The organism is Saccharopolyspora mangrovi (genome assembly GCF_035320975.1).
GTDB classification, from domain to species: Bacteria; Actinomycetota; Actinomycetes; order Mycobacteriales; family Pseudonocardiaceae; genus Saccharopolyspora; species Saccharopolyspora mangrovi.
The window spans coordinates 94,211-109,810 of record NZ_JAWLNX010000010.1 but is presented as its reverse complement, the minus strand read 5'-3'; the positions used below and the strand labels follow the sequence as shown (position 1 = coordinate 109,810).

21 protein-coding genes and 1 pseudogene are annotated in these 15,600 nt (G+C 68.8%); 12 read left to right on the top strand and 10 right to left on the bottom strand.

The annotated features are described in order from the left end of the window. The first annotated feature begins 6 nt into the window (after positions 1-6). The 4 genes from R4I43_RS16375 (at position 7) to R4I43_RS16360 (ending at position 2,896) form a co-directional block, all read left to right on the top strand. The gene (locus R4I43_RS16375) at positions 7-234 is read left to right on the top strand and encodes a LapA family protein (RefSeq protein ID WP_324266480.1); all 228 of its coding nucleotides are present in this window, start codon (positions 7-9) and stop codon (positions 232-234) included. 159 nt (positions 235-393) lie between these two features. Further along, entirely contained in the window at positions 394-891 is a 498-nt protein-coding gene (locus tag R4I43_RS16370; protein ID WP_324266479.1) for a DUF1269 domain-containing protein, read from the top strand. Positions 892-951: 60 nt separating this feature from the next. Then, positions 952-2,019, top strand: a complete 1,068-nt coding sequence (locus tag R4I43_RS16365; RefSeq protein WP_324266478.1) for an AI-2E family transporter — start codon at positions 952-954, stop codon at positions 2,017-2,019. A 625-nt stretch (positions 2,020-2,644) separates the two neighbouring features. After that, a complete protein-coding gene (locus tag R4I43_RS16360) occupies positions 2,645-2,896 on the top strand; it encodes a hypothetical protein (RefSeq protein WP_324266477.1) in 252 nt (83 codons plus the stop codon). Here the strand turns inward: R4I43_RS16360 and R4I43_RS16355 are convergent. After that, on the bottom strand, positions 2,873-3,061 hold the full coding sequence (locus tag R4I43_RS16355) for a hypothetical protein (RefSeq protein ID WP_324266476.1): 189 nt from the start codon (positions 3,059-3,061) through the stop codon (positions 2,873-2,875). The two genes, R4I43_RS16360 and R4I43_RS16355, sit on opposite strands and share 24 nt — an antisense overlap. Between R4I43_RS16355 and R4I43_RS16350 the strand changes: the two genes are divergently transcribed. The 3 genes from R4I43_RS16350 to R4I43_RS16340 all read left to right on the top strand — a co-directional run bounded on the left by R4I43_RS16350 (position 2,972) and on the right by R4I43_RS16340 (position 4,664). Beyond that, the gene (locus tag R4I43_RS16350; RefSeq protein WP_324266584.1) at positions 2,972-3,586 is read left to right on the top strand and encodes a GAP family protein; all 615 of its coding nucleotides are present in this window, start codon (positions 2,972-2,974) and stop codon (positions 3,584-3,586) included. The genes R4I43_RS16355 and R4I43_RS16350 overlap by 90 nt on opposite strands. A gap of 110 nt (positions 3,587-3,696) precedes the next feature. Beyond that, positions 3,697-4,032: an ArsR/SmtB family transcription factor gene (locus tag R4I43_RS16345; RefSeq protein ID WP_324266475.1), complete on the top strand. Its 336-nt coding sequence runs from the start codon at positions 3,697-3,699 to the stop codon at positions 4,030-4,032. Then, the gene (locus R4I43_RS16340; RefSeq protein ID WP_324266474.1) at positions 4,029-4,664 is read left to right on the top strand and encodes an SRPBCC family protein; all 636 of its coding nucleotides are present in this window, start codon (positions 4,029-4,031) and stop codon (positions 4,662-4,664) included. The genes R4I43_RS16345 and R4I43_RS16340 overlap by 4 nt, the downstream gene beginning before the upstream one ends. Positions 4,665-5,019: 355 nt before the next feature. Here the strand turns inward: R4I43_RS16340 and R4I43_RS16335 are convergent. From R4I43_RS16335 to R4I43_RS16325, 3 genes and pseudogenes are all read right to left on the bottom strand, one after another. After that, a pseudogene (locus R4I43_RS16335) lies at positions 5,020-5,511 on the bottom strand (oxidoreductase); the annotation flags it as partial. Further along, entirely contained in the window at positions 5,511-5,666 is a 156-nt protein-coding gene (locus R4I43_RS16330) for a hypothetical protein (protein WP_324266473.1), read from the bottom strand. The gene R4I43_RS16330 and the pseudogene R4I43_RS16335, both read right to left, overlap by 1 nt. Positions 5,667-5,694: 28 nt before the next feature. Further along, positions 5,695-6,633 (bottom strand): NADP-dependent oxidoreductase, encoded by a 939-nt coding sequence (locus tag R4I43_RS16325; protein ID WP_324266472.1) that lies wholly within the window; start codon positions 6,631-6,633, stop codon positions 5,695-5,697. 130 nt (positions 6,634-6,763) lie between these two features. Here R4I43_RS16325 and R4I43_RS16320 point away from each other — a divergent pair, with 130 nt between their 5' ends. Further along, complete coding sequence (locus R4I43_RS16320) at positions 6,764-7,252, top strand: MarR family winged helix-turn-helix transcriptional regulator (RefSeq protein WP_324266471.1); 489 nt, start codon at positions 6,764-6,766, stop codon at positions 7,250-7,252. An 86-nt stretch (positions 7,253-7,338) separates the two neighbouring features. Here R4I43_RS16320 and hchA read toward each other — a convergent pair whose 3' ends face one another. Beyond that, positions 7,339-8,220 carry a glyoxalase III HchA gene (gene hchA, locus R4I43_RS16315; protein ID WP_324266470.1) on the bottom strand — a complete coding sequence of 294 codons (882 nt, stop codon included), beginning with the start codon at positions 8,218-8,220 and terminating at the stop codon, positions 7,339-7,341. A 198-nt stretch (positions 8,221-8,418) separates the two neighbouring features. On the opposite strand from hchA, the gene R4I43_RS16310 reads away from it, so the two are divergent. Together R4I43_RS16310 and R4I43_RS16305 are read left to right on the top strand one after the other, a co-directional pair. After that, positions 8,419-9,210, top strand: coding sequence for a hypothetical protein (locus tag R4I43_RS16310; RefSeq protein ID WP_324266469.1), 792 nt, complete (start codon positions 8,419-8,421; stop codon positions 9,208-9,210). Next, entirely contained in the window at positions 9,150-9,677 is a 528-nt protein-coding gene (locus R4I43_RS16305; protein WP_407691261.1) for a PucR family transcriptional regulator, read from the top strand. The genes R4I43_RS16310 and R4I43_RS16305 overlap by 61 nt, the downstream gene beginning before the upstream one ends. A gap of 118 nt (positions 9,678-9,795) precedes the next feature. Here the strand turns inward: R4I43_RS16305 and R4I43_RS16300 are convergent, their stop codons facing one another. The 5 genes from R4I43_RS16300 to R4I43_RS16280 form a co-directional block, all read right to left on the bottom strand. After that, positions 9,796-10,047 carry a hypothetical protein gene (locus tag R4I43_RS16300; protein WP_324266467.1) on the bottom strand — a complete coding sequence of 84 codons (252 nt, stop codon included), beginning with the start codon at positions 10,045-10,047 and terminating at the stop codon, positions 9,796-9,798. 392 nt (positions 10,048-10,439) lie between these two features. Further along, on the bottom strand, positions 10,440-11,174 hold the full coding sequence (locus R4I43_RS16295; RefSeq protein ID WP_324266466.1) for a dihydrofolate reductase family protein: 735 nt from the start codon (positions 11,172-11,174) through the stop codon (positions 10,440-10,442). Continuing rightward, positions 11,174-11,989: a dihydropteroate synthase gene (gene folP, locus R4I43_RS16290; protein WP_324266465.1), complete on the bottom strand. Its 816-nt coding sequence runs from the start codon at positions 11,987-11,989 to the stop codon at positions 11,174-11,176. The genes R4I43_RS16295 and folP overlap by 1 nt, the downstream gene beginning before the upstream one ends. A 311-nt stretch (positions 11,990-12,300) precedes the next feature. After that, positions 12,301-13,113, bottom strand: coding sequence for a thioesterase family protein (locus tag R4I43_RS16285; protein WP_324266464.1), 813 nt, complete (start codon positions 13,111-13,113; stop codon positions 12,301-12,303). Positions 13,114-13,154: 41 nt separating this feature from the next. Then, entirely contained in the window at positions 13,155-13,739 is a 585-nt protein-coding gene (locus tag R4I43_RS16280; protein ID WP_324266463.1) for a TetR/AcrR family transcriptional regulator, read from the bottom strand. Between the two features lie 121 nt (positions 13,740-13,860). On the opposite strand from R4I43_RS16280, the gene R4I43_RS16275 reads away from it, so the two are divergent. Continuing rightward, complete coding sequence (locus tag R4I43_RS16275) at positions 13,861-14,856, top strand: NADP-dependent oxidoreductase (protein WP_324266462.1); 996 nt, start codon at positions 13,861-13,863, stop codon at positions 14,854-14,856. A gap of 38 nt (positions 14,857-14,894) precedes the next feature. After that, positions 14,895-15,596 carry an SDR family oxidoreductase gene (locus R4I43_RS16270; RefSeq protein ID WP_324266461.1) on the top strand — a complete coding sequence of 234 codons (702 nt, stop codon included), beginning with the start codon at positions 14,895-14,897 and terminating at the stop codon, positions 15,594-15,596. Positions 15,597-15,600: the final 4 nt, after the last annotated feature.

Sequence of the window (15,600 nt, the reverse complement as noted above, 5' to 3'; positions counted from 1 at the left end):
ATCCCGGTGAACAGCTCCCCGATGCTGCAGCGCGTCCGCGCGGTGCCGGCACGTGCCTGGTTCGGCCTCGCCCTGCTGGTGGTGGCGCTGGTGTTCATCCTGCAGAACCGGGCGAGCACGAGCATCGAGATCTTCACTCTCATGATCTCGGCACCGCTGTGGTTGATCCTGGTGATCTCGGTCGCCGTCGGCTTGCTGGTCGGGGTTCTGCTGCGGACACGCCGGAAGGCATGACAGCCCGCTACGCGCGGGCCACGACCGGGTCATCGTCGAGTCGTGAAATGCGTGGTCGGCCCACCGGTAGCGGTGGGTTCGGGCTGCGAGATCGGCTGAAATCCCTACGCTTCGAGCTGACTGTCGGCGCTCGACCGGAGCTCGGAACGGAGACCTGCGATGGCCACGATGACCGTCTGGAAGTTCGACACCGCGGCGGGAGCCGAAGACGCCTCGAAGACGTTGCAGGAGTTGCAGAAGGAGCAGTTGATCACCCTCTACGACGCGGCGACGGTGTCCTGGCCGGAGTCGGCCTCGAAGCCGAAGACGCGGCAGTTGCACCACCTCACCTCCGGCGGTGCTCTCGGCGGAGGGTTCTGGGGCCTGCTGTTCGGGATGATCTTCTTCGTGCCGCTGCTCGGTGCGGCACTGGGCGCAGCGGCAGGAGCGGCGGCCGGGGCGTTGACCGACGTCGGCATCGACGACGACTTCATCCGCAACACCCAGGACAAGGTCGTGCCGGGCACCTCCGCGCTGTTCCTGCTGACCGCTGATGCGGTGCTGGATCGGATCAAGGAGCGCTTCGAGGGCGGCCACGTCGAGCTGATCCACACGAACCTGTCCCACGAGCAGGAGAAGGCGCTGCGCGAGGTGTTCGAGGAGCACGAAGTCGCTTGATGCCCGCACTGGGCGCGACGACGCGGCATCGAGGGCGCACGGGTCCGAAGGGCGGCGGTCATGACGAGCGACTCGTTGGGTGAGGGGAGGAGCGGTCCCCTCCCGCTGACCCGTCACGCGCAGATCGCCTGCGTGTACCTGGCGGTGGGCGTTCTCGCGGTCCTGGCCTACACCGTGCGCGGCATGCTCGTGCTGGTGTTCCTGGGGCTGTTCTTCGCGCTGGGCATCGAACCGGCGATCTCCTGGCTGCAGCGGCACCACGTGCGACGGGGACTGGCGATCGCGGGCATCGTTGCCTCGATCGTGGTCGTCATCGGGGCGGTGGTGCTGCTCGCGCTGGTCCCGGCGGTCAGCGAGCTCGGTCACTTCGTGGGACGCATCCCGACCCTGCTCGCGGGACTCGGCGCGAACCTCGGTGATCCGGGGGAGCTGCGCGCGCACCTGCACGACCCGGCTGTGCAGGAGAAGCTCAAGGAGACCGCGAGCAAGGCGGCGAGCGTCGTCCTGCAGGCGCTGACGGCGGGATTCGCCGCGCTGGGCGTGGTTTTCGGCGGCGTGTTCGCCGCGTTCACCGCAGGGGCGCTGATGGTCTACTTCTCGCTGGCCATGCCGCGCATCCACGCCGCGGTCGACCGGGCGGAGGCGACGGGCGCGGGCCGTGCGGAGGCGCTGCGCTCGGCGATGAGCAGGGTGGGCGGCTACGTCACCGGTCAAGCGGTGGTCTCGTTGTGCGCCGGTGCCGTGTCCTACGTGTTCTTCCTGATCGCCGGTGTGCCCTACCCGGCGCTGCTCGCGATCGTGGTGGCGCTGCTGGACACGATCCCGCAGATCGGGGCGACGCTGGCGTCGCTGGCGGGCACGTTGGTCGCGCTGAGCGAGAGCCTGTCGCTGGCGGTGATCACGCTGGTGTTCTTCATGCTCTACCAAGCCGTCGAGAACTACCTGATCACACCGCGGGTGTTCGCCAAGGCGGTCGAGCTGAGCCCGCTCGGAGCGTTCGTGGCGATCCTCATAGGAGGAGCGCTCGCCGGTGTGCTGGGCGCGATGCTCGCCCTTCCGGTCACCGCCGCGTTGAAGGTCCTCTACCGCCACGCCAGGACCGAAGCCGCGAGTCGCCCGGCTTCCTGACGAGTGCGGCAAACGCTTGTGGTCGGGTGGTCTGGCCGCGGTTGCTCGTCGTGATCGCTGTGCTCGGGTGGACGATCACCGCGATGAACCGATTGGATCGGGTCAGTACCGGCGGCCTGCCCGCAGGCGCAGCCACATGGCTGACCAGCGTGACGCAGTCCGGCAGGTAAATCGAACAGAGGTGTCACTGTAGCGAGGCGATCACTCGTGGTGGCGCACCCCGGCCCGGCGTGATGGCGGGTAACGGCGCTCACCGACGGTTTGATCAGAGGCCGGCGCGATTTCGGTCGTACAAGCGGGCTGGAAGTACCTGGGCATTAACCAGCCTCGGAACTAGGCTCCGTGAATGTTGCGGACCGAGGTCACCGTTCTTGACGTGGGGACGTGGGTGTTCGCCACGGCGCGGATCGGCGTTGACCAGGTGACCGGCAAACAAGAGTACGAGACGAGCGTCTGGGCGCCGCGTTGTGACGTCCCCAAACGCGTTCGGCGCTGCCTCACCGAGCAGCGGCCCGCGAAGTCCATCAGATGGTGGTGGACGAGTTCGCCGCGACCGCGCCCGGGCGGGCCATTGTCGTGCACGGTTGATCAGCCACGATCTTGAATCGCCACTACGCTCCGGCCAATGTGGCGTACCGAGGTGAACATCGGCGCCCGGATGTGGGCGATCTCCACGGCGCGAGTGGGGATGGACTCGACTGGCGCAGAAGTGTTCGAAACGACGGTCATTGAGCCGTGCGGGGAGGCGGCCGAATCCGTTCGGCATTCCTCCCCCGCAGAGCAGGCACGTCGCATCCATGACCTGTTCGTGGCCGACTACGGCCAGCAGCCCGGCGCGGTGGTTGTGGAGCGCTTATCGCGGCCGTGGCGGTTTTAACGATTCGGGGTCAATGCGGGTGTACAGCTCGTTGAGCAGCTGATTCAGCGCCCTTTCGGCCGCCTCGGCGGCGTCCTGCTCACCCAGCGCAAGGAACCGCCGCCGCGCTGCGTACACGGTCTCGATGGAGGCGTAAAGGTCCGCGATCTTGGTGTCTGTTGTCATCTGAACTCCCCGACTCGGACCAAAGATGCACGCCCACCAGCGTCCAAACAACCCGGGGGGAGGAGACATGGCAGGCCGTGGCTCAAGCTCGGGTTGGGAGTGATTCTGCTCGTGGTCGCCGTGAGTCGGTGGCACGCCGATCAAGGCGGGGGCGACGAACCGCAGCTACCAGGCTGGATGGCGGCGGTCGATTCATTCAGCCCTGCGAAAGCAACGGGCCTCGCCGTGATTCTGGCGGTGGCCAACCCGAAGAATCTTGCCTTGACCCTGGCCGCCGGCGTCACCATCGGTGGTGCTGGTCTGACACCGGCCGAGAACGTGGTTGCAACCGCTGCCTTCACGGTCATCGCGGCATCGACCGTCGCCGGGCCTGTGCTCGGGTACCGCGTGGCGAAGGATCGGATGGCTGAGCTGCTCGCGGACCTGAAGGCGCGGCTGATTCGCGACAACAAGACCATCATGACCGTGGTCCTCGTGGTGCTGAGCTTCGTGCTCCTCGGAAAGGGCCTCGCCGGACTGCTCTAGAGGCGCATCGAAAGAGGAAGACGGGCGCCCCTGGCTGTTGCGAGCGGCATCCGGACCGGATCGTATTTCAGGTTCGACTTATATAAGCGAATGATGGTACTATCGGGTGCGTGCACGCGTTCGACGTTCTCGGGGACCCGGTGCGGCGCCGGATCTTGGAACTGCTCGCCGACGGTGAGCAGTCATCCGGTGCGATCACCGCTGCCGTCCAGGCGGAGTTCGGGATTTCCCAGCCGGCGGTCTCCCAGCACCTGCGCGTGTTGCGGGAGCACGGGTTCGCCGTGGTCCGAGCGGAGGGCACGCGGCGGCTGTACGCGGTGGATGCCGCGCCGTTGCAGGAGGTCGACGAGTGGTTGGCCCACTTCCGGAAGTTCTGGACCCAGCACCTGGATGCGCTGGCGACTGAACTGGCCCGGGGCAAGCGCGAACGAAGGAAAGCACCATGAACGAGATCGCGGACAGGATCAACGCCGTCCACAGGGAAGTGGGCGCGAAGAACATTCCCGCAGGTGAGGGCAAGGTCGTGCTGCTGCGGCGAAGCTACGACGCGACGGTCGAGGACGTCTGGGAGGCGTGCACGGATCCGGAGCGGCTCAAGCGCTGGTTCCTGCCGGTCACCGGCGAACTCCGGGTCGGCGGCAAGTACCAGCTGGAGGGCAACGCGTGGGGCGAGATCCTGCGCTGCGAGCCGCCGAACCTGCTGAAGGTGACGTGGATCCTCGGTGAGAGCACCACTGAGAAGGACGTCTCGGAGGTGGAGGTTCGGCTGTCCACCGGGGCCGATGGTGCGGCGGTCCTCGAGCTCGAGCACGCCGCGGTCGTCGACCCCGATTTCTGGGGCCGGTTCGGGCCGGGTGCTGTGGGTGTCGGGTGGGACACCGGCTTGTACGGGCTGGCCGTGTACCTGGGTGGCGAGGACTTCGACGAAGACGCCTGGCAGCACACGCCGGAGGCCAAGGACTTCCTGACGCGCAGCAGTCAGGCCTGGGGACAGGCCCACCGTGCCTCGGGTGCCAGCCCGGAGGCGGTGGCCGCCGCAGTCGAGGCCACGACGAACTTCTACGCACCCACCTCCTGATCAGCGAAGGTTCGCGAAGCCACTTCGATCGAGAGGGTCCAGTGCCGTTCGCTCTCCAAGACTGATGCCGGAGAACTCGTCGGGTGGCGCCGATTAAGGTCTTCGGCTGTGACCACTGCTGGGCAGGTCGAAGGGCTGACGGTTCGGGTGGCGCGGTGGCGGCGGATCGCCGCGCTGTGCCTGAGTGTCCCGTGCTCGGGGTCCTCACCTTCTTCGGGTTTCCCGTGTCTCCGGAAGGCATGGCGGGGTATGCGTTTCGGGTCTGCTCCACATCGGACGGATCGGTCTCGGCGATGTCGTTGAAGGGGTTGCCGGGCGAGATGCGGAAACCGGTGCGGTGGCCGCCGATCGCCTCGGCGACTGCGGTGGCGATCTCGACGCCGAGGCGGATCCGGCCGGACACCGAGCCGCCCCAGTCGTCGAGGCGACGGTTGGCGTTGGGGGCGAGGAACTGGTGGATCAGATAGCCGCTGGCTCCGTGCAGCTCGACCCCGTCGAAACCGGCGTCGACGGCGTTGCGCGCCGCGTCGGCGAAGTCGGTGATCGTCTGGGCGATGTCGTCCTCGGTGAGCTCCTTGGGGGTGACGAAGTCCTGCATCCCCTCGTGGGTGAACACCTGGCCCTGCGCGGCCACCGGTGAGGGACCGACGGGGACCAGGCCGTCGGGCAGCAGGCTGGGGTGGCCGATGCGGCCGGTGTGCATCAGCTGCGCGAAGATCGTGCCCCCGGCCGCGTGGACGGCGTCGGTCACCTGCCGCCACGCGGAAACCTGTTCGGGGGAGTGCAGGCCGGGGGTGTCGGGGGAGCCCTGGCCGATCACCGACGGCTGGGTGCCTTCGGTGACGATCAGTCCGGCCGAGGCGCGTTGGGCGTAGTAGGTGGCGTTGAGCTCGGTCGGGTCGCGCCGGGGCCGTAGGCGCGGCTGCGCGTCATCGGGGCCATCGCGATGCGGTTGGGCAGGCGCTTGCCACCCAGCTCGATGGGGTCGAAAGCGGTCGTCATCGTGGTCTTCCTTCCGCTGTGCGGTGAATCAGGCTGGGGTGAGCACGGTTTTGCCCGCGAGGGCTCCGGTGGCGGCTTCGTCGTGGACGGCGGGCAGTTCGGCGAGGTCTCGGCGGGCGGCGACGTCGATGCGCAGTTCGCCGCGGTCGACGCGGGCGACGAGTTCGGCGAGCTGGTCGGCTTTGCTGACCACGAACACGCGTGCCGTGCGGATGCCGCGTCCGGGGTTCTCCGGCGGTGGGGTGGTGGTGCTGACCAGTGCGCCGCCGTCACCGAGGAGGTCGGCCAGCGCGGCGGTCTGCTCCGGGCTGGTTGTGACGAGGTTGAGCACGGCGTCGAACGGCTGCCCGTCGGTCGTGAGCGGGGTGGTGGTGTGGTCGAGGTGGCCGATGACGGGGTCCGCGCCTTCGGCCTGGAGCCGCTCCGAGTGCCGAGCGCCCGCGGTCGCGGTGACGTGGGCGCCGGCCTGGTGGGCGAGCTGCACGGCGTACCCGCCGACCGCGCCGTCTGCGCCGTTGATCAGCACGGTCTGGCCGGGTCGCAGCTCGGCGAGCTCGAACAGGGCCTGCCAGGCGGTCAGCCCGCCGACCGGCAGCGCGGCGCCGTCGGCCAGCTCGACCGTCCGCGGGGCGGTGGCCAGTGCGTCGGCGGGTGCGAGGACGAACTCGGCGGCGGCGCCGTCGGCGTTCATCGGCAGGAACGCCACCACCTGGTCCCCAGCTCGCCAGCCGTCGACCCCGTCGCCGAGTTCGACGACCGTCCCCGCGACGTCGATGCCGGGGATGTGCGGGAATTCCAGCGGGAACACCTGGTGCAGGGCGCCGGCTCGGATTCCGGCGTCAACCGGGTTGAACGTGGTGCCCGCGACCTCGACCAGGGCCTGTCCGGCGCCGGGCACGGGCCGTTCGGCTGCTTCGTGGACCAGGACCTCGCTGCCGCCGTAGCGGTGGTAGCGCACTGCCTGCATGGCTGCCTCCTCCAGAAAGTGCTTCGATGGCGAAGTGATTTCAGAGTAGCTTGCTTCGAGGTCGAAGCAAATGACACGCCGGGTGACGTGCACCACCATGCTTCGAGGTTGAAGCAATTAGGCTTGCGGGATGGCTGAGGCGCTGGAACCCGAGCAGCTCGACACCTACTTCGCGCTCATGGAGTCGGTGAGCGTGCTGCATCACGCCGTCGAGCAGCAGGTGCGCTCGGCCGGTGAGCTCAGCTACGTCCAGTTCCAGCTGCTGGCGCGGCTCGCCGACGCCCCGGACCGGCAGCTGACCATGACAGCGCTCGCCGACGGCGTCGTCTACAGCCGCAGCGGCCTGACCCACCAGGCCGGACTGCTGGAGAAGGCCGGGCTGATCACGCGCGGCCCCAGTCCCGACGACCAGCGCGCCACACTGGTCACGATCACCCAGGCCGGACTCGACCGGGTCGCCACGATCCTGCCCGGCCACATCGAGGTCGTCCGCGACCTGCTCTTCGACCCGCTGTCCACAAAGGACTTGGCGGCGCTCGGTGACGTCATGACCAGGGTCCGCGATCACATGCGCGCCCAGCCGCCCCGCTCAGCGGCGCCTCGAAAGCGACGAACCTGAGATCGGTTGCGAGCCTTGCCGATTCGCGCAGACGTGAAACGGGCCGCCGCGGATCCCGCGACGGCCCGGGAGTTCCCTGAGGGGGTTCACGCGCTCTTCTGGGCTGCCTCGAGGAGGGCGTCGGCGGCGAGCAGGCCGAGGTCGTTGGAGGCGAGCGGGCTGTCGCCGGTGAGCAACTTGCCGTCCTGGTGGGTCTTGCCGGTCATGTCGTCGTTGAGGACGGTCAGGCCCTGCTTGGTCAACCGATCGGCGGCCAGCCACCGCAGCTGACCCGGTAGGTAGCCGATGTCGACGTTCGCGCCTTCGTCGAGGGCGTCGGGGAACACGCAGACGGAGTAGCCCTGGAACGGCGACTCCTCCCTGCCCAGTGCGGCGGCAAGCAGCGCGGCCGGGCCGTGGCACAACGTGATGATGAACTTGTCGTGGGCCAGGGCCCAGTCCAGCGTGTCCCGCACGGCCTCGCTCTCCGGCAGGCCGATGACGGCGGCGTGCCCACCGGGGATGAACACGGCGAGGTAGTCGGAATCGGCTCCGAGCTCGTTCGCGACGACTTCGGTGAGCTTCTTGGGCTGCTTGAGCTTGGGCTTGAGCGCTTCGTAGGTGGCCGGCACGGCTTCGTCCTCGTGCGGCATGGCCCACAGCTCGAGCTTGGCCGGGTTGCCGCTGATGGTGGCGACATCGACCTCGAAACCGGCTTCGATGAGGTGGTGCAGGGGGAGCAGGGTCTCGACCGGGTGGTTGCCGGTCGAGAAGAACTTGCCGTTGTCCAGCAGGAGGTAGCGCTCATCGGCGGCGATCACGAGGACCTTCCACTTGCCGCCGGTGTACTCGCCCTGGTGCCGCACTCCGGCGAAGTTGGTCTTCGGTGCGGTGTACTGGCTCAGCGAGTACGGGGACGGGAAGAACGCGTTGTCCTCGGCTTCGTCCACCGTGGGGTTCTTGCTCAGAGCGGCTGCATCGGACGCCATCTCGTGCACCTGCTTCCTGGTCGAACGCGTGCTGCCCGTAAGGGGGCGGGGAGTCGGGTTGGTGCCCTCGACTATCCCGGCGACTCGCCCTCGCGGCACGATGACCGGTTCACAACACCCGACGCCTCGACTTGTGGTTGGACGACAAATAGGGGTCTAGCCTGGTCAGGTGATGGTGAACGTGGGCGGGGAGGTGCGGTGAAAGCGCGACGGGAAGGCGAGGTCGCTCCCGCGGTGCGTCGCATCATCGACGGCGTGGAGGCGTCCCTGGACGCGATCGTGGCGCGCTCGGTGGAGCGGACCTGGGCGCAGGTGCCCGCCTACGCGGCGAGCCCGGACGAAGGGCTGCGCGCCGAGCTGACCGCGCACGTCGACGCGGTGTTCAGGGCTGCGCTGACCTCGTTGTCCGAGTCCAGGTCGCCGCAGCGCGCCGACTTCCCGGTCACCTGGAAGTACGCGGCCAATCGCGTGCGCCAGGGCGTGACCTTGTCCGACTTCCTCAAGGCCTACCGGATCGGTCAGGTCACCCTGTGGGAAGGGCTGCTGGAAGCCGCGCAGGACGACCCGGGGGCGCGGGAAGCGGCGCTCACGCTCGCGACCCACGTGATGCAGGTGATCGAAGTGGGCAGCACGGTGGCGGCGGAGGCCTTCCTGCACGCCCAGCAGCACCAGATCGCCGAGAGCGACCGCGTGCGTCGAGACCTGCTCGAGGATCTGCTCGCGGGCCGCGAGTTGGTGTCCGGCCCCAAACTGGCGATGCTGCGCTCGGCCGGCCTGGAGCCCGCGACCGGGGTGAGCCTCGCCTCCGCCGCGCCGGTCCGGCCGCTGCAGGACCAGTGGAGCCTGCGCGATGCCGCATCAGCGGTGCGCGAGGCGCTCGGCGCCGGTGATCACGGGCCGCGGTCGTCCGCCAGGACGAGGTCGTCACGATCTTCCCGGCGCGCTCCAGCAGTGCGGCGGAAGGCCTGGAGGACGCGATCGAGCGGCTGAGCAGGCGGGGGATTCCGCTGGCGGCGGGAATCAGCACCGTCCACAATGGCCTGACCGAGGTGCCTGAGGCCTACGCCGAAGCATGCGTGGCCAGGGACGGGCTCCGGGGACAGCCCGGGGTGCTGGCGCTGCCGCAGCTGTCCACCTTCGACTACCTGATGCTGCGCGAGGATCCGACGGCGCTGCGCCTGATCCGGCCCGCGCTGCGCCGGTTCATCGAGGAAGACCAAGCCCGGGGCGGCGCGCTGATCAGCACGCTGCTGGAGTACGTCGCCACCGACCTCAGCGCGAAGGCCGTGGCCGAACGCCTGCACCTGCACGTCAACACCGCCTGCTACCGGCTGGAGCGCATCGCCGAGCGCACCGGGTGCGACCTGCGCCGGCTCGCCGACGTGCACGAGCTCTTGATCGCCGTGCGGTTGCTCGCCGGTCGCGCACCGGCCGGATCGCCGCCGGAAGGTCGGTGAACGCTCATCAGCAGGTGTGGGGTCCGGCCGCGCACCGGCCTGTGGTCGATCAATACGGCCTACGTCACCGAGACCGTTTGAGGTTCAACGCGCGTAGAGCGCGAGGTCATGTGGCCGTTCACGGCCACGGCCATGACCTGATCTCTGTGTCGGCGCTCTCGGTTGCGGCGAACTCATCCACGAGCGTCTGGTGGACTTGACGTGCCCGCTGTTCGGTCAGGCAGCGCCGAATGGGCTTGGCCGACTGGCAGCACGGCGCGGAGACGGTCGTCTCGTACTCCTCTTTGCCGGTCGCCGGGTCAACGCCGGTCCGGGCCGTGGTGAACACCCACGTTCCCGCGCCACTGACGGTGACCTCGGTTCGCAACATGACCACGGACGCTACGACCAGGGGCCCGTATGGGCCAGGGTCCAAACTCCCCGAACACCTGCCGCCGATCGGTGGAAAGTTCCTCCCTGGGGGGCGGCCATCCGCAGCAGTGAAGATCACCGGGCGCGAAGTGAAGAGAGCTGGGCTGGCCGGATGGGTTTCGGCCAGCCCAGCACCAGCGGATGTGAAGTCGTCACCCACCCACGACTGGAGACCCCGGTGGGAAATCGCCGACGTGAACACAACCGCCGATGCCGGGACGGTATGCAGACGGCCCCCTGCCTCGCTGATTGGATCGCCGACCGATTGGTCATCCAACTCAATCGAATCACAGGCCGAGGTGGCCGATCGCACCCCCGACCGGTGGTTGGCCACCTCCTGGTCCTAGTCGGTCAGTCCCGGACGAGGTAGCGCGTCATCATCGCGCCTTCTTCGGAGATCACCGAGGCGAGTTCCAGGTTGAGGGGCTCCAGCGGGTTGCCGGTGGCGATGCGCGAGTGGGTGCCGCTGACGAGCATGGGCGAGACGGTCAGCCGGAGTTCGTCGACGACGCCTGCTTCCAGCAGTCCGCCGAACAGGTGCGGGCCTCCCTCGCAGTCGATGCGCCGCAGGCCCCGATCGGTGAGCGATTCGGTCGCGGCCGCGAGATCCACGCTGTCCACACCGGCGATCAGCAGTTCCGCGCCCGCTTCCTTCCACGCCATCTGCATCTCCTCCGGTGCGGACTCGCAGGTGATGACGATGGTGGGTGTTGCTGCCTCGGTGATGACCGGTGCGTCGGCCGGGAGCGATTGCCCGGTCGTGACGACTGCGGTCGGGGCGACGTCCGGCAGCCCGTGGCGACGGCGTCGTTCGAGCGTCGTGTCGTCGGGGTGCACGCCGCGGAAGCCTTCGACCATCGCGGTCGTCGCGCCCACCAGGAGGACATCTGCGAGGTCGCTGCCGAGCTGGAGGATCTTCTGGTCGGACTCGCAGGACAGTTGGCGCGCTTTGCCACCGATTTCGACCGCTCCATCGGCGCTGGAGACGAAGTTGACGACCAGCCAGCGATCGCTGTCCCGGTAGGTGTAGAGCCGTTCCAGCTGGTGATCGTCGAGGTCGGCGGGCTCTGGCCAGATCTGCTTCATCAGGAGATCCACTCCTGTGCGCGTGCCGGGGTTCGGGTGCCGCGAATGCAGGCCACCATCTCCAGGGTCCGCCGTGTTTGAAGGGCCTGGTGGACTCGGAACACGGCTGCACCCGCGAAGGCCGCGATCGACGTCGCCGCCAGGGTTCCGGTGAGCAGTTCCTCGCGGTCGGCGACGTCGAGGTCCAGGCTCTCCCGAACGAAGGTCTTGTTCGACAGGGCCATCAGCACGGGCCACCCGGTGGATACGAACTCGCCGGTGCGTTCCACCAGGCTCAGGTGATCGGTGGTGTTCTTCCCGTAGCCGGTGCCGTCGATGAGGATGCCTTCGCGCGGAACTCCCTTGGATTCGGCCAGGTCGGCCAGCCGGGTGGTCTCCTCCAGCACGGCGGAGACGACGTCCTCGTAGTCCGAGCGAACCGGGTCGGCGCGAGGATCGCGGTTGGCGTGCGTGCACAGGTACCCAGCGCCGTAGTTCGCGGCCACGTCGAGGATCTGCGGGTCTGCAGCGCCCCACGCGTCGTTGATGAGGTCCGCGCCCGCTCGACAAGTCGCATCGGCGACCTCGTGCCGCCAGGTGTCAACGCTGATCAGCACGTCCGGATAGTTCTGCCGGGTCCATTCAACGGTCGGGAGCACGCGCCGGATCTCTTCCTCGGCATCGACCTCCGCACCGGGGCTGGCGGTCACACCTCCGATATCGATCATGTCGGCGCCCTCGGAGACGGCACGCTCCACAGCCGCCTTGGCCGCGTCTTCTTCGAAGGTGGCACCCCGGTCGTAGAACGAATCCGGCGTGCGGTTGACGATCGCCATCACCAACGCCCGGTCGCGCACCACTCTGCGACCACGAAACACCAGGTCAACCGCACTAGAGCCAAGATCTTGCACTGACCGTTCCTTCCCGCGAGGAGCCCACAAGGCCGGTGCCGGCCAGTCTGCCAGACCTGACGACGCCCGTAACGAAGCGAAAGCACCCCTCCGGCAGAGCTCACCCAGCGTTGCATCGACCCGAGTTGCGCAATCGCCCTCGGGCTGAGCCCAGCATCAATGGCGCTGAGAAGCGTCCCCCGGAGCCGTGCCCTTGACACTGCGCGACGTCCGAAGATCGGCGCCGCCGGCTTGAGTCATTCGGGTGCGTTGAAGCGGATTCCCGCGAGTTGGATGGCTTGGGCGACGAGCCGGTCGCGGCTGTCCCAGATGTAGCAGGTCTCGTCGACGCGGTTGTCGTCGATGAGCTGGGCCTTGTGCAGCACGCGCACGGGGCCGGGTGCGGGCAGCGCGCGCACGTAGGTGGTGAGCTCCAGGGTGGGCACCCAGCCGGTGATCGCGATGTTCATGGTGGCCGGCGGGAAGGAGTCCACGGCGTAGAGCAGCGAGATCGGGTCGAAGTTCTCGCCGCCGGGCAGACCGAGCCAGCCGCGCAGCACGCCGGAACCGGTCGGGACGCCCCGGCTGAAACCGAAGTCGTCGGGGTCGATGCGCAGGTCGACCTGATCCATGATGGCCAGGCCGCGGCCGCCGGTCACCGGCTCGCAGTCGTCGCGCGCGCGGTCCACCGGCGCGGGCGTGCCGTCGCTCCACTGCGGATTCGCATCGGGCGCGAGCGTGCCGAGGGTGAAGGTCGCCTCGACGCAGGGCGTGCCGTCCTGGCTCAGCCGGGCGCGCACTTGGCTGGCCGAGCGCCCGGTGCGCAGCACCTCGGTGGTGAGGTGGAGCGGACCGGGCTTGGGGGAGTGCGGGTAGTGCGCGCTGGCGGCCAGAACGTGCTGGTGGGTGGCCGATTGCGCGGCCGCGCGCCCGAGCATGGCCAGCAGGTAGCCGCCGTTGGGCTTGCCGCCGATGGTCCAGTCCGGATGGGCTTCGGCGGTGTACTCACCCGGCGAGAGCTCGTCGATGCGGCTGACGTCGGCGAAGGTGGTGCGCTGCAGGTCGGTCATGGTCGATTCCGTTCGTGCGTGGACCTTCGGTCCGGTGGGCGTCAGCTCGGGTCGGCGGAGTTGAGCAGGGCGAGGGCGTTGTGGACGCCCTGCTCGAGGATCACGTCGGAGAGCTTCGGGTCGGACAGGGCGCGCGCGAGCTGCAGCGTGCCGAAGAGGGTGGCGAACAGGGAGAGCATCGTCGCGCGCCCGGACTCGGGGTCCTCGGGCGTGATGCGCGCGGCGATGTCGTCGGCGATGCGCAGCAGACCGTCGGTGTAGGCCTGCTTGACGGTCTCGCCGCAGCGTCCGATCTCGTCGAGCAGCGCCGCCGACGGGCAGCCGCGCTCGGGTGCGTCGCGGTGCCGGGGCGAGAGGTAGTCGCGGATGAACTGCTCGAGACCGGCCTTGTCGGGTGCGCGTTCGTCGAGGCGGGCTCGTTGTGCGGCCAGCTGCTCGGCGACGACGGTGGCGACGAGGTCGTCCTTGGAGGCGAAGTGGTTGTAGAAGGCGCCGTTGGTCAGACCGGCGTCCTTCATGAGCGTGGCGACGCCGGAACCGTCGATGCCGTCCTGCTTGAGCCGGCGGCCGGAGGTCTCGATGATCCTCCGCCGCGTGGCTTCCTTGTGCTCCTTGCCGTACCGCACCACGTCTCCTCCGCGTTCTGGCCGCCACCGGTGGCGCGTGCCAGCATAATTGGCGTACGGTCGTAATTCAATGGCGGGCGATCGCCTCGCCCCACCGGCTAAGCGCAGGAGGCAAGCTGAGATGAAGGCGTTCGTCGTCGAGTCCTACGGTGCGGACGGTCTGCGAGCGGCGGACGTGCCCGAACCGGTCCCGGGCGATCGGGACGTGGTGGTCCAGGTCCGGGCGGCCGGGATCAACCCGCTGGACAAGATGGTCCGCAACGGCGAGTTCAAGCAGCTGCTGAACTACCAGCGGCCGTTCGTCCTCGGCCACGACGTCGCCGGTGTCGTGACCCGGGTGGGCGCCTCGGTGCGCCGGTTCCAGGTCGGCGACGAGGTCTACGCCCGGCCCCGGGACCTGCGGATCGGGACCTTCGCGGAGTCCATCGCGATGGACGAGGACGACGTGGCGCACAAGCCCCGATCGCTGTCGTTCGCGGAGGCGGGCGCGGTGCCGCTGGTGGCGCTGGCGGCCTGGCAGGCGCTGGTCGAAGTCGCTCACCTCCAGCCGGGGCAGAAGGTGCTGGTGCACGCCGGGGCGGGCGGTCTGGGCTCGACCGTGGTGCAGCTGGCCAAGCACCTGGGTGCCCACGTCGCGACCACCGCGCGCGCCGAGAACGCCGAGGCGCTGCGCGAGCTCGGCGCCGACGAGGTGATCGACTACCGCACGACGGAGTTCACCGACGTGCTCGCCGACTACGACGTCGTCCTCGATTCCCTGGGCGGGGCCAACCTGGAGAAGTCGCTGACCGTGCTCAAGCCGGGTGGGCTGGCCATCAGCGTGGTCGGCCCGCCCGACCCGGCCTTCGCCGCCCAACTGGGTCGACCCGTTGTGAAGCCGGTGCTGGCGCTGCTGAGCCGCAAGATCCGCAAGCAGGCCGAGAAGCTCGGGGTGCGCTACTCGTTCTTCTTCATGCGTGCCAACGGTGCTCAGCTGGCGGAACTGGCTCGCCTCTACGACAACGGCACGCTGCGCCCGGTGCTCGACCGGACCTTCCCCTTCGACGACCTCCTGGAAGCGATGTCGCACGTCGAGCAGGGGCGTGCCCACGGCAAGGTCGTCGTCACCCTGGGCTGACCGTCCAGGCCGCATCTCACGCGATTGGGAGTCAGAACATGACCGAGATCAAAGGCGCCGTCGCCCTCGTCACCGGCGGCAGCCGCGGCATCGGCAAGGCGTTGGTGGCACAGCTGCAGGCGCGCGGGGCCGGCAAGGTCTACGCCACGGCCCGTGACCCGCGCACCGTCACGCAGCCCGGTGCCGTACCGCTGAAGCTGGAGGTCACCGATCCGGCCTCGGTGGCTGCCGTCGCCGAGCAGGCCGGGGACGTCACGATCCTGATCAACAACGCGGGAGGCTCCGTCGGCGTTCCGATGCTGGACTCCTCGATCGAGGACATCCGGCGGGAGTTCGAGACCAACTTCTACGGACCGCTGCTGGTCTCCCGCGCCTTCGCGCCGATCATCGAGCGCAACGGCGGCGGGCACGTCCTCAACGCCCACTCGGTGCTGTCGTGGCTGGGCAACGGCGGGTCCTACAGCGCGTCCAAGGCCGCCCTCTGGTCGCAGACCAACTCGCTGCGCCTGGAGCTGCACGCGCGCGGCATCGCGGTGACGGGCCTGCACATGGGCTACGTGGACACCGACATGACCGTCGGCGTGGAAGCCCCGAAGGTCAGCGCCACCGAGGTCGCCCGGCTGGCCGTCGACGGCATCCAGAACGGAGCCCACGAGGTGCTCGCCGACGACATCTCGCGCCAGGTCAAACGAGGACTCGCCGAGGACCTGAGCGCCCTCTACCCGCAACTGGCCGGCTGAACCG

What these genes read in the sequence shown, in the direction of transcription:
- R4I43_RS16340 (WP_324266474.1), top strand. Translation starts at nt 4,029, where the DNA reads ATGAACGAGATCGCGGACAGGATCAACGCCGTCCACAGGGAAGTGGGC.
- R4I43_RS16295 (WP_324266466.1), bottom strand. Translation starts at nt 11,174, where the DNA reads ATGAAGCAGATCTGGCCAGAGCCCGCCGACCTCGACGATCACCAGCTG.
- R4I43_RS16320 (WP_324266471.1), top strand. Translation starts at nt 6,764, where the DNA reads ATGGCTGAGGCGCTGGAACCCGAGCAGCTCGACACCTACTTCGCGCTC.
- R4I43_RS16365 (WP_324266478.1), top strand. Translation starts at nt 952, where the DNA reads ATGACGAGCGACTCGTTGGGTGAGGGGAGGAGCGGTCCCCTCCCGCTG.
- hchA (WP_324266470.1), bottom strand. Translation starts at nt 8,220, where the DNA reads ATGGCGTCCGATGCAGCCGCTCTGAGCAAGAACCCCACGGTGGACGAA.
- R4I43_RS16270 (WP_324266461.1), top strand. Translation starts at nt 14,895, where the DNA reads ATGACCGAGATCAAAGGCGCCGTCGCCCTCGTCACCGGCGGCAGCCGC.
- folP (WP_324266465.1), bottom strand. Translation starts at nt 11,989, where the DNA reads ATGGCGATCGTCAACCGCACGCCGGATTCGTTCTACGACCGGGGTGCC.
- R4I43_RS16370 (WP_324266479.1), top strand. Translation starts at nt 394, where the DNA reads ATGGCCACGATGACCGTCTGGAAGTTCGACACCGCGGCGGGAGCCGAA.
- R4I43_RS16355 (WP_324266476.1), bottom strand. Translation starts at nt 3,061, where the DNA reads ATGACAACAGACACCAAGATCGCGGACCTTTACGCCTCCATCGAGACC.
- R4I43_RS16360 (WP_324266477.1), top strand. Translation starts at nt 2,645, where the DNA reads ATGTGGCGTACCGAGGTGAACATCGGCGCCCGGATGTGGGCGATCTCC.
- R4I43_RS16300 (WP_324266467.1), bottom strand. Translation starts at nt 10,047, where the DNA reads ATGTTGCGAACCGAGGTCACCGTCAGTGGCGCGGGAACGTGGGTGTTC.
- R4I43_RS16275 (WP_324266462.1), top strand. Translation starts at nt 13,861, where the DNA reads ATGAAGGCGTTCGTCGTCGAGTCCTACGGTGCGGACGGTCTGCGAGCG.
- R4I43_RS16325 (WP_324266472.1), bottom strand. Translation starts at nt 6,633, where the DNA reads ATGCAGGCAGTGCGCTACCACCGCTACGGCGGCAGCGAGGTCCTGGTC.
- R4I43_RS16330 (WP_324266473.1), bottom strand. Translation starts at nt 5,666, where the DNA reads ATGACGACCGCTTTCGACCCCATCGAGCTGGGTGGCAAGCGCCTGCCC.
- R4I43_RS16285 (WP_324266464.1), bottom strand. Translation starts at nt 13,113, where the DNA reads ATGACCGACCTGCAGCGCACCACCTTCGCCGACGTCAGCCGCATCGAC.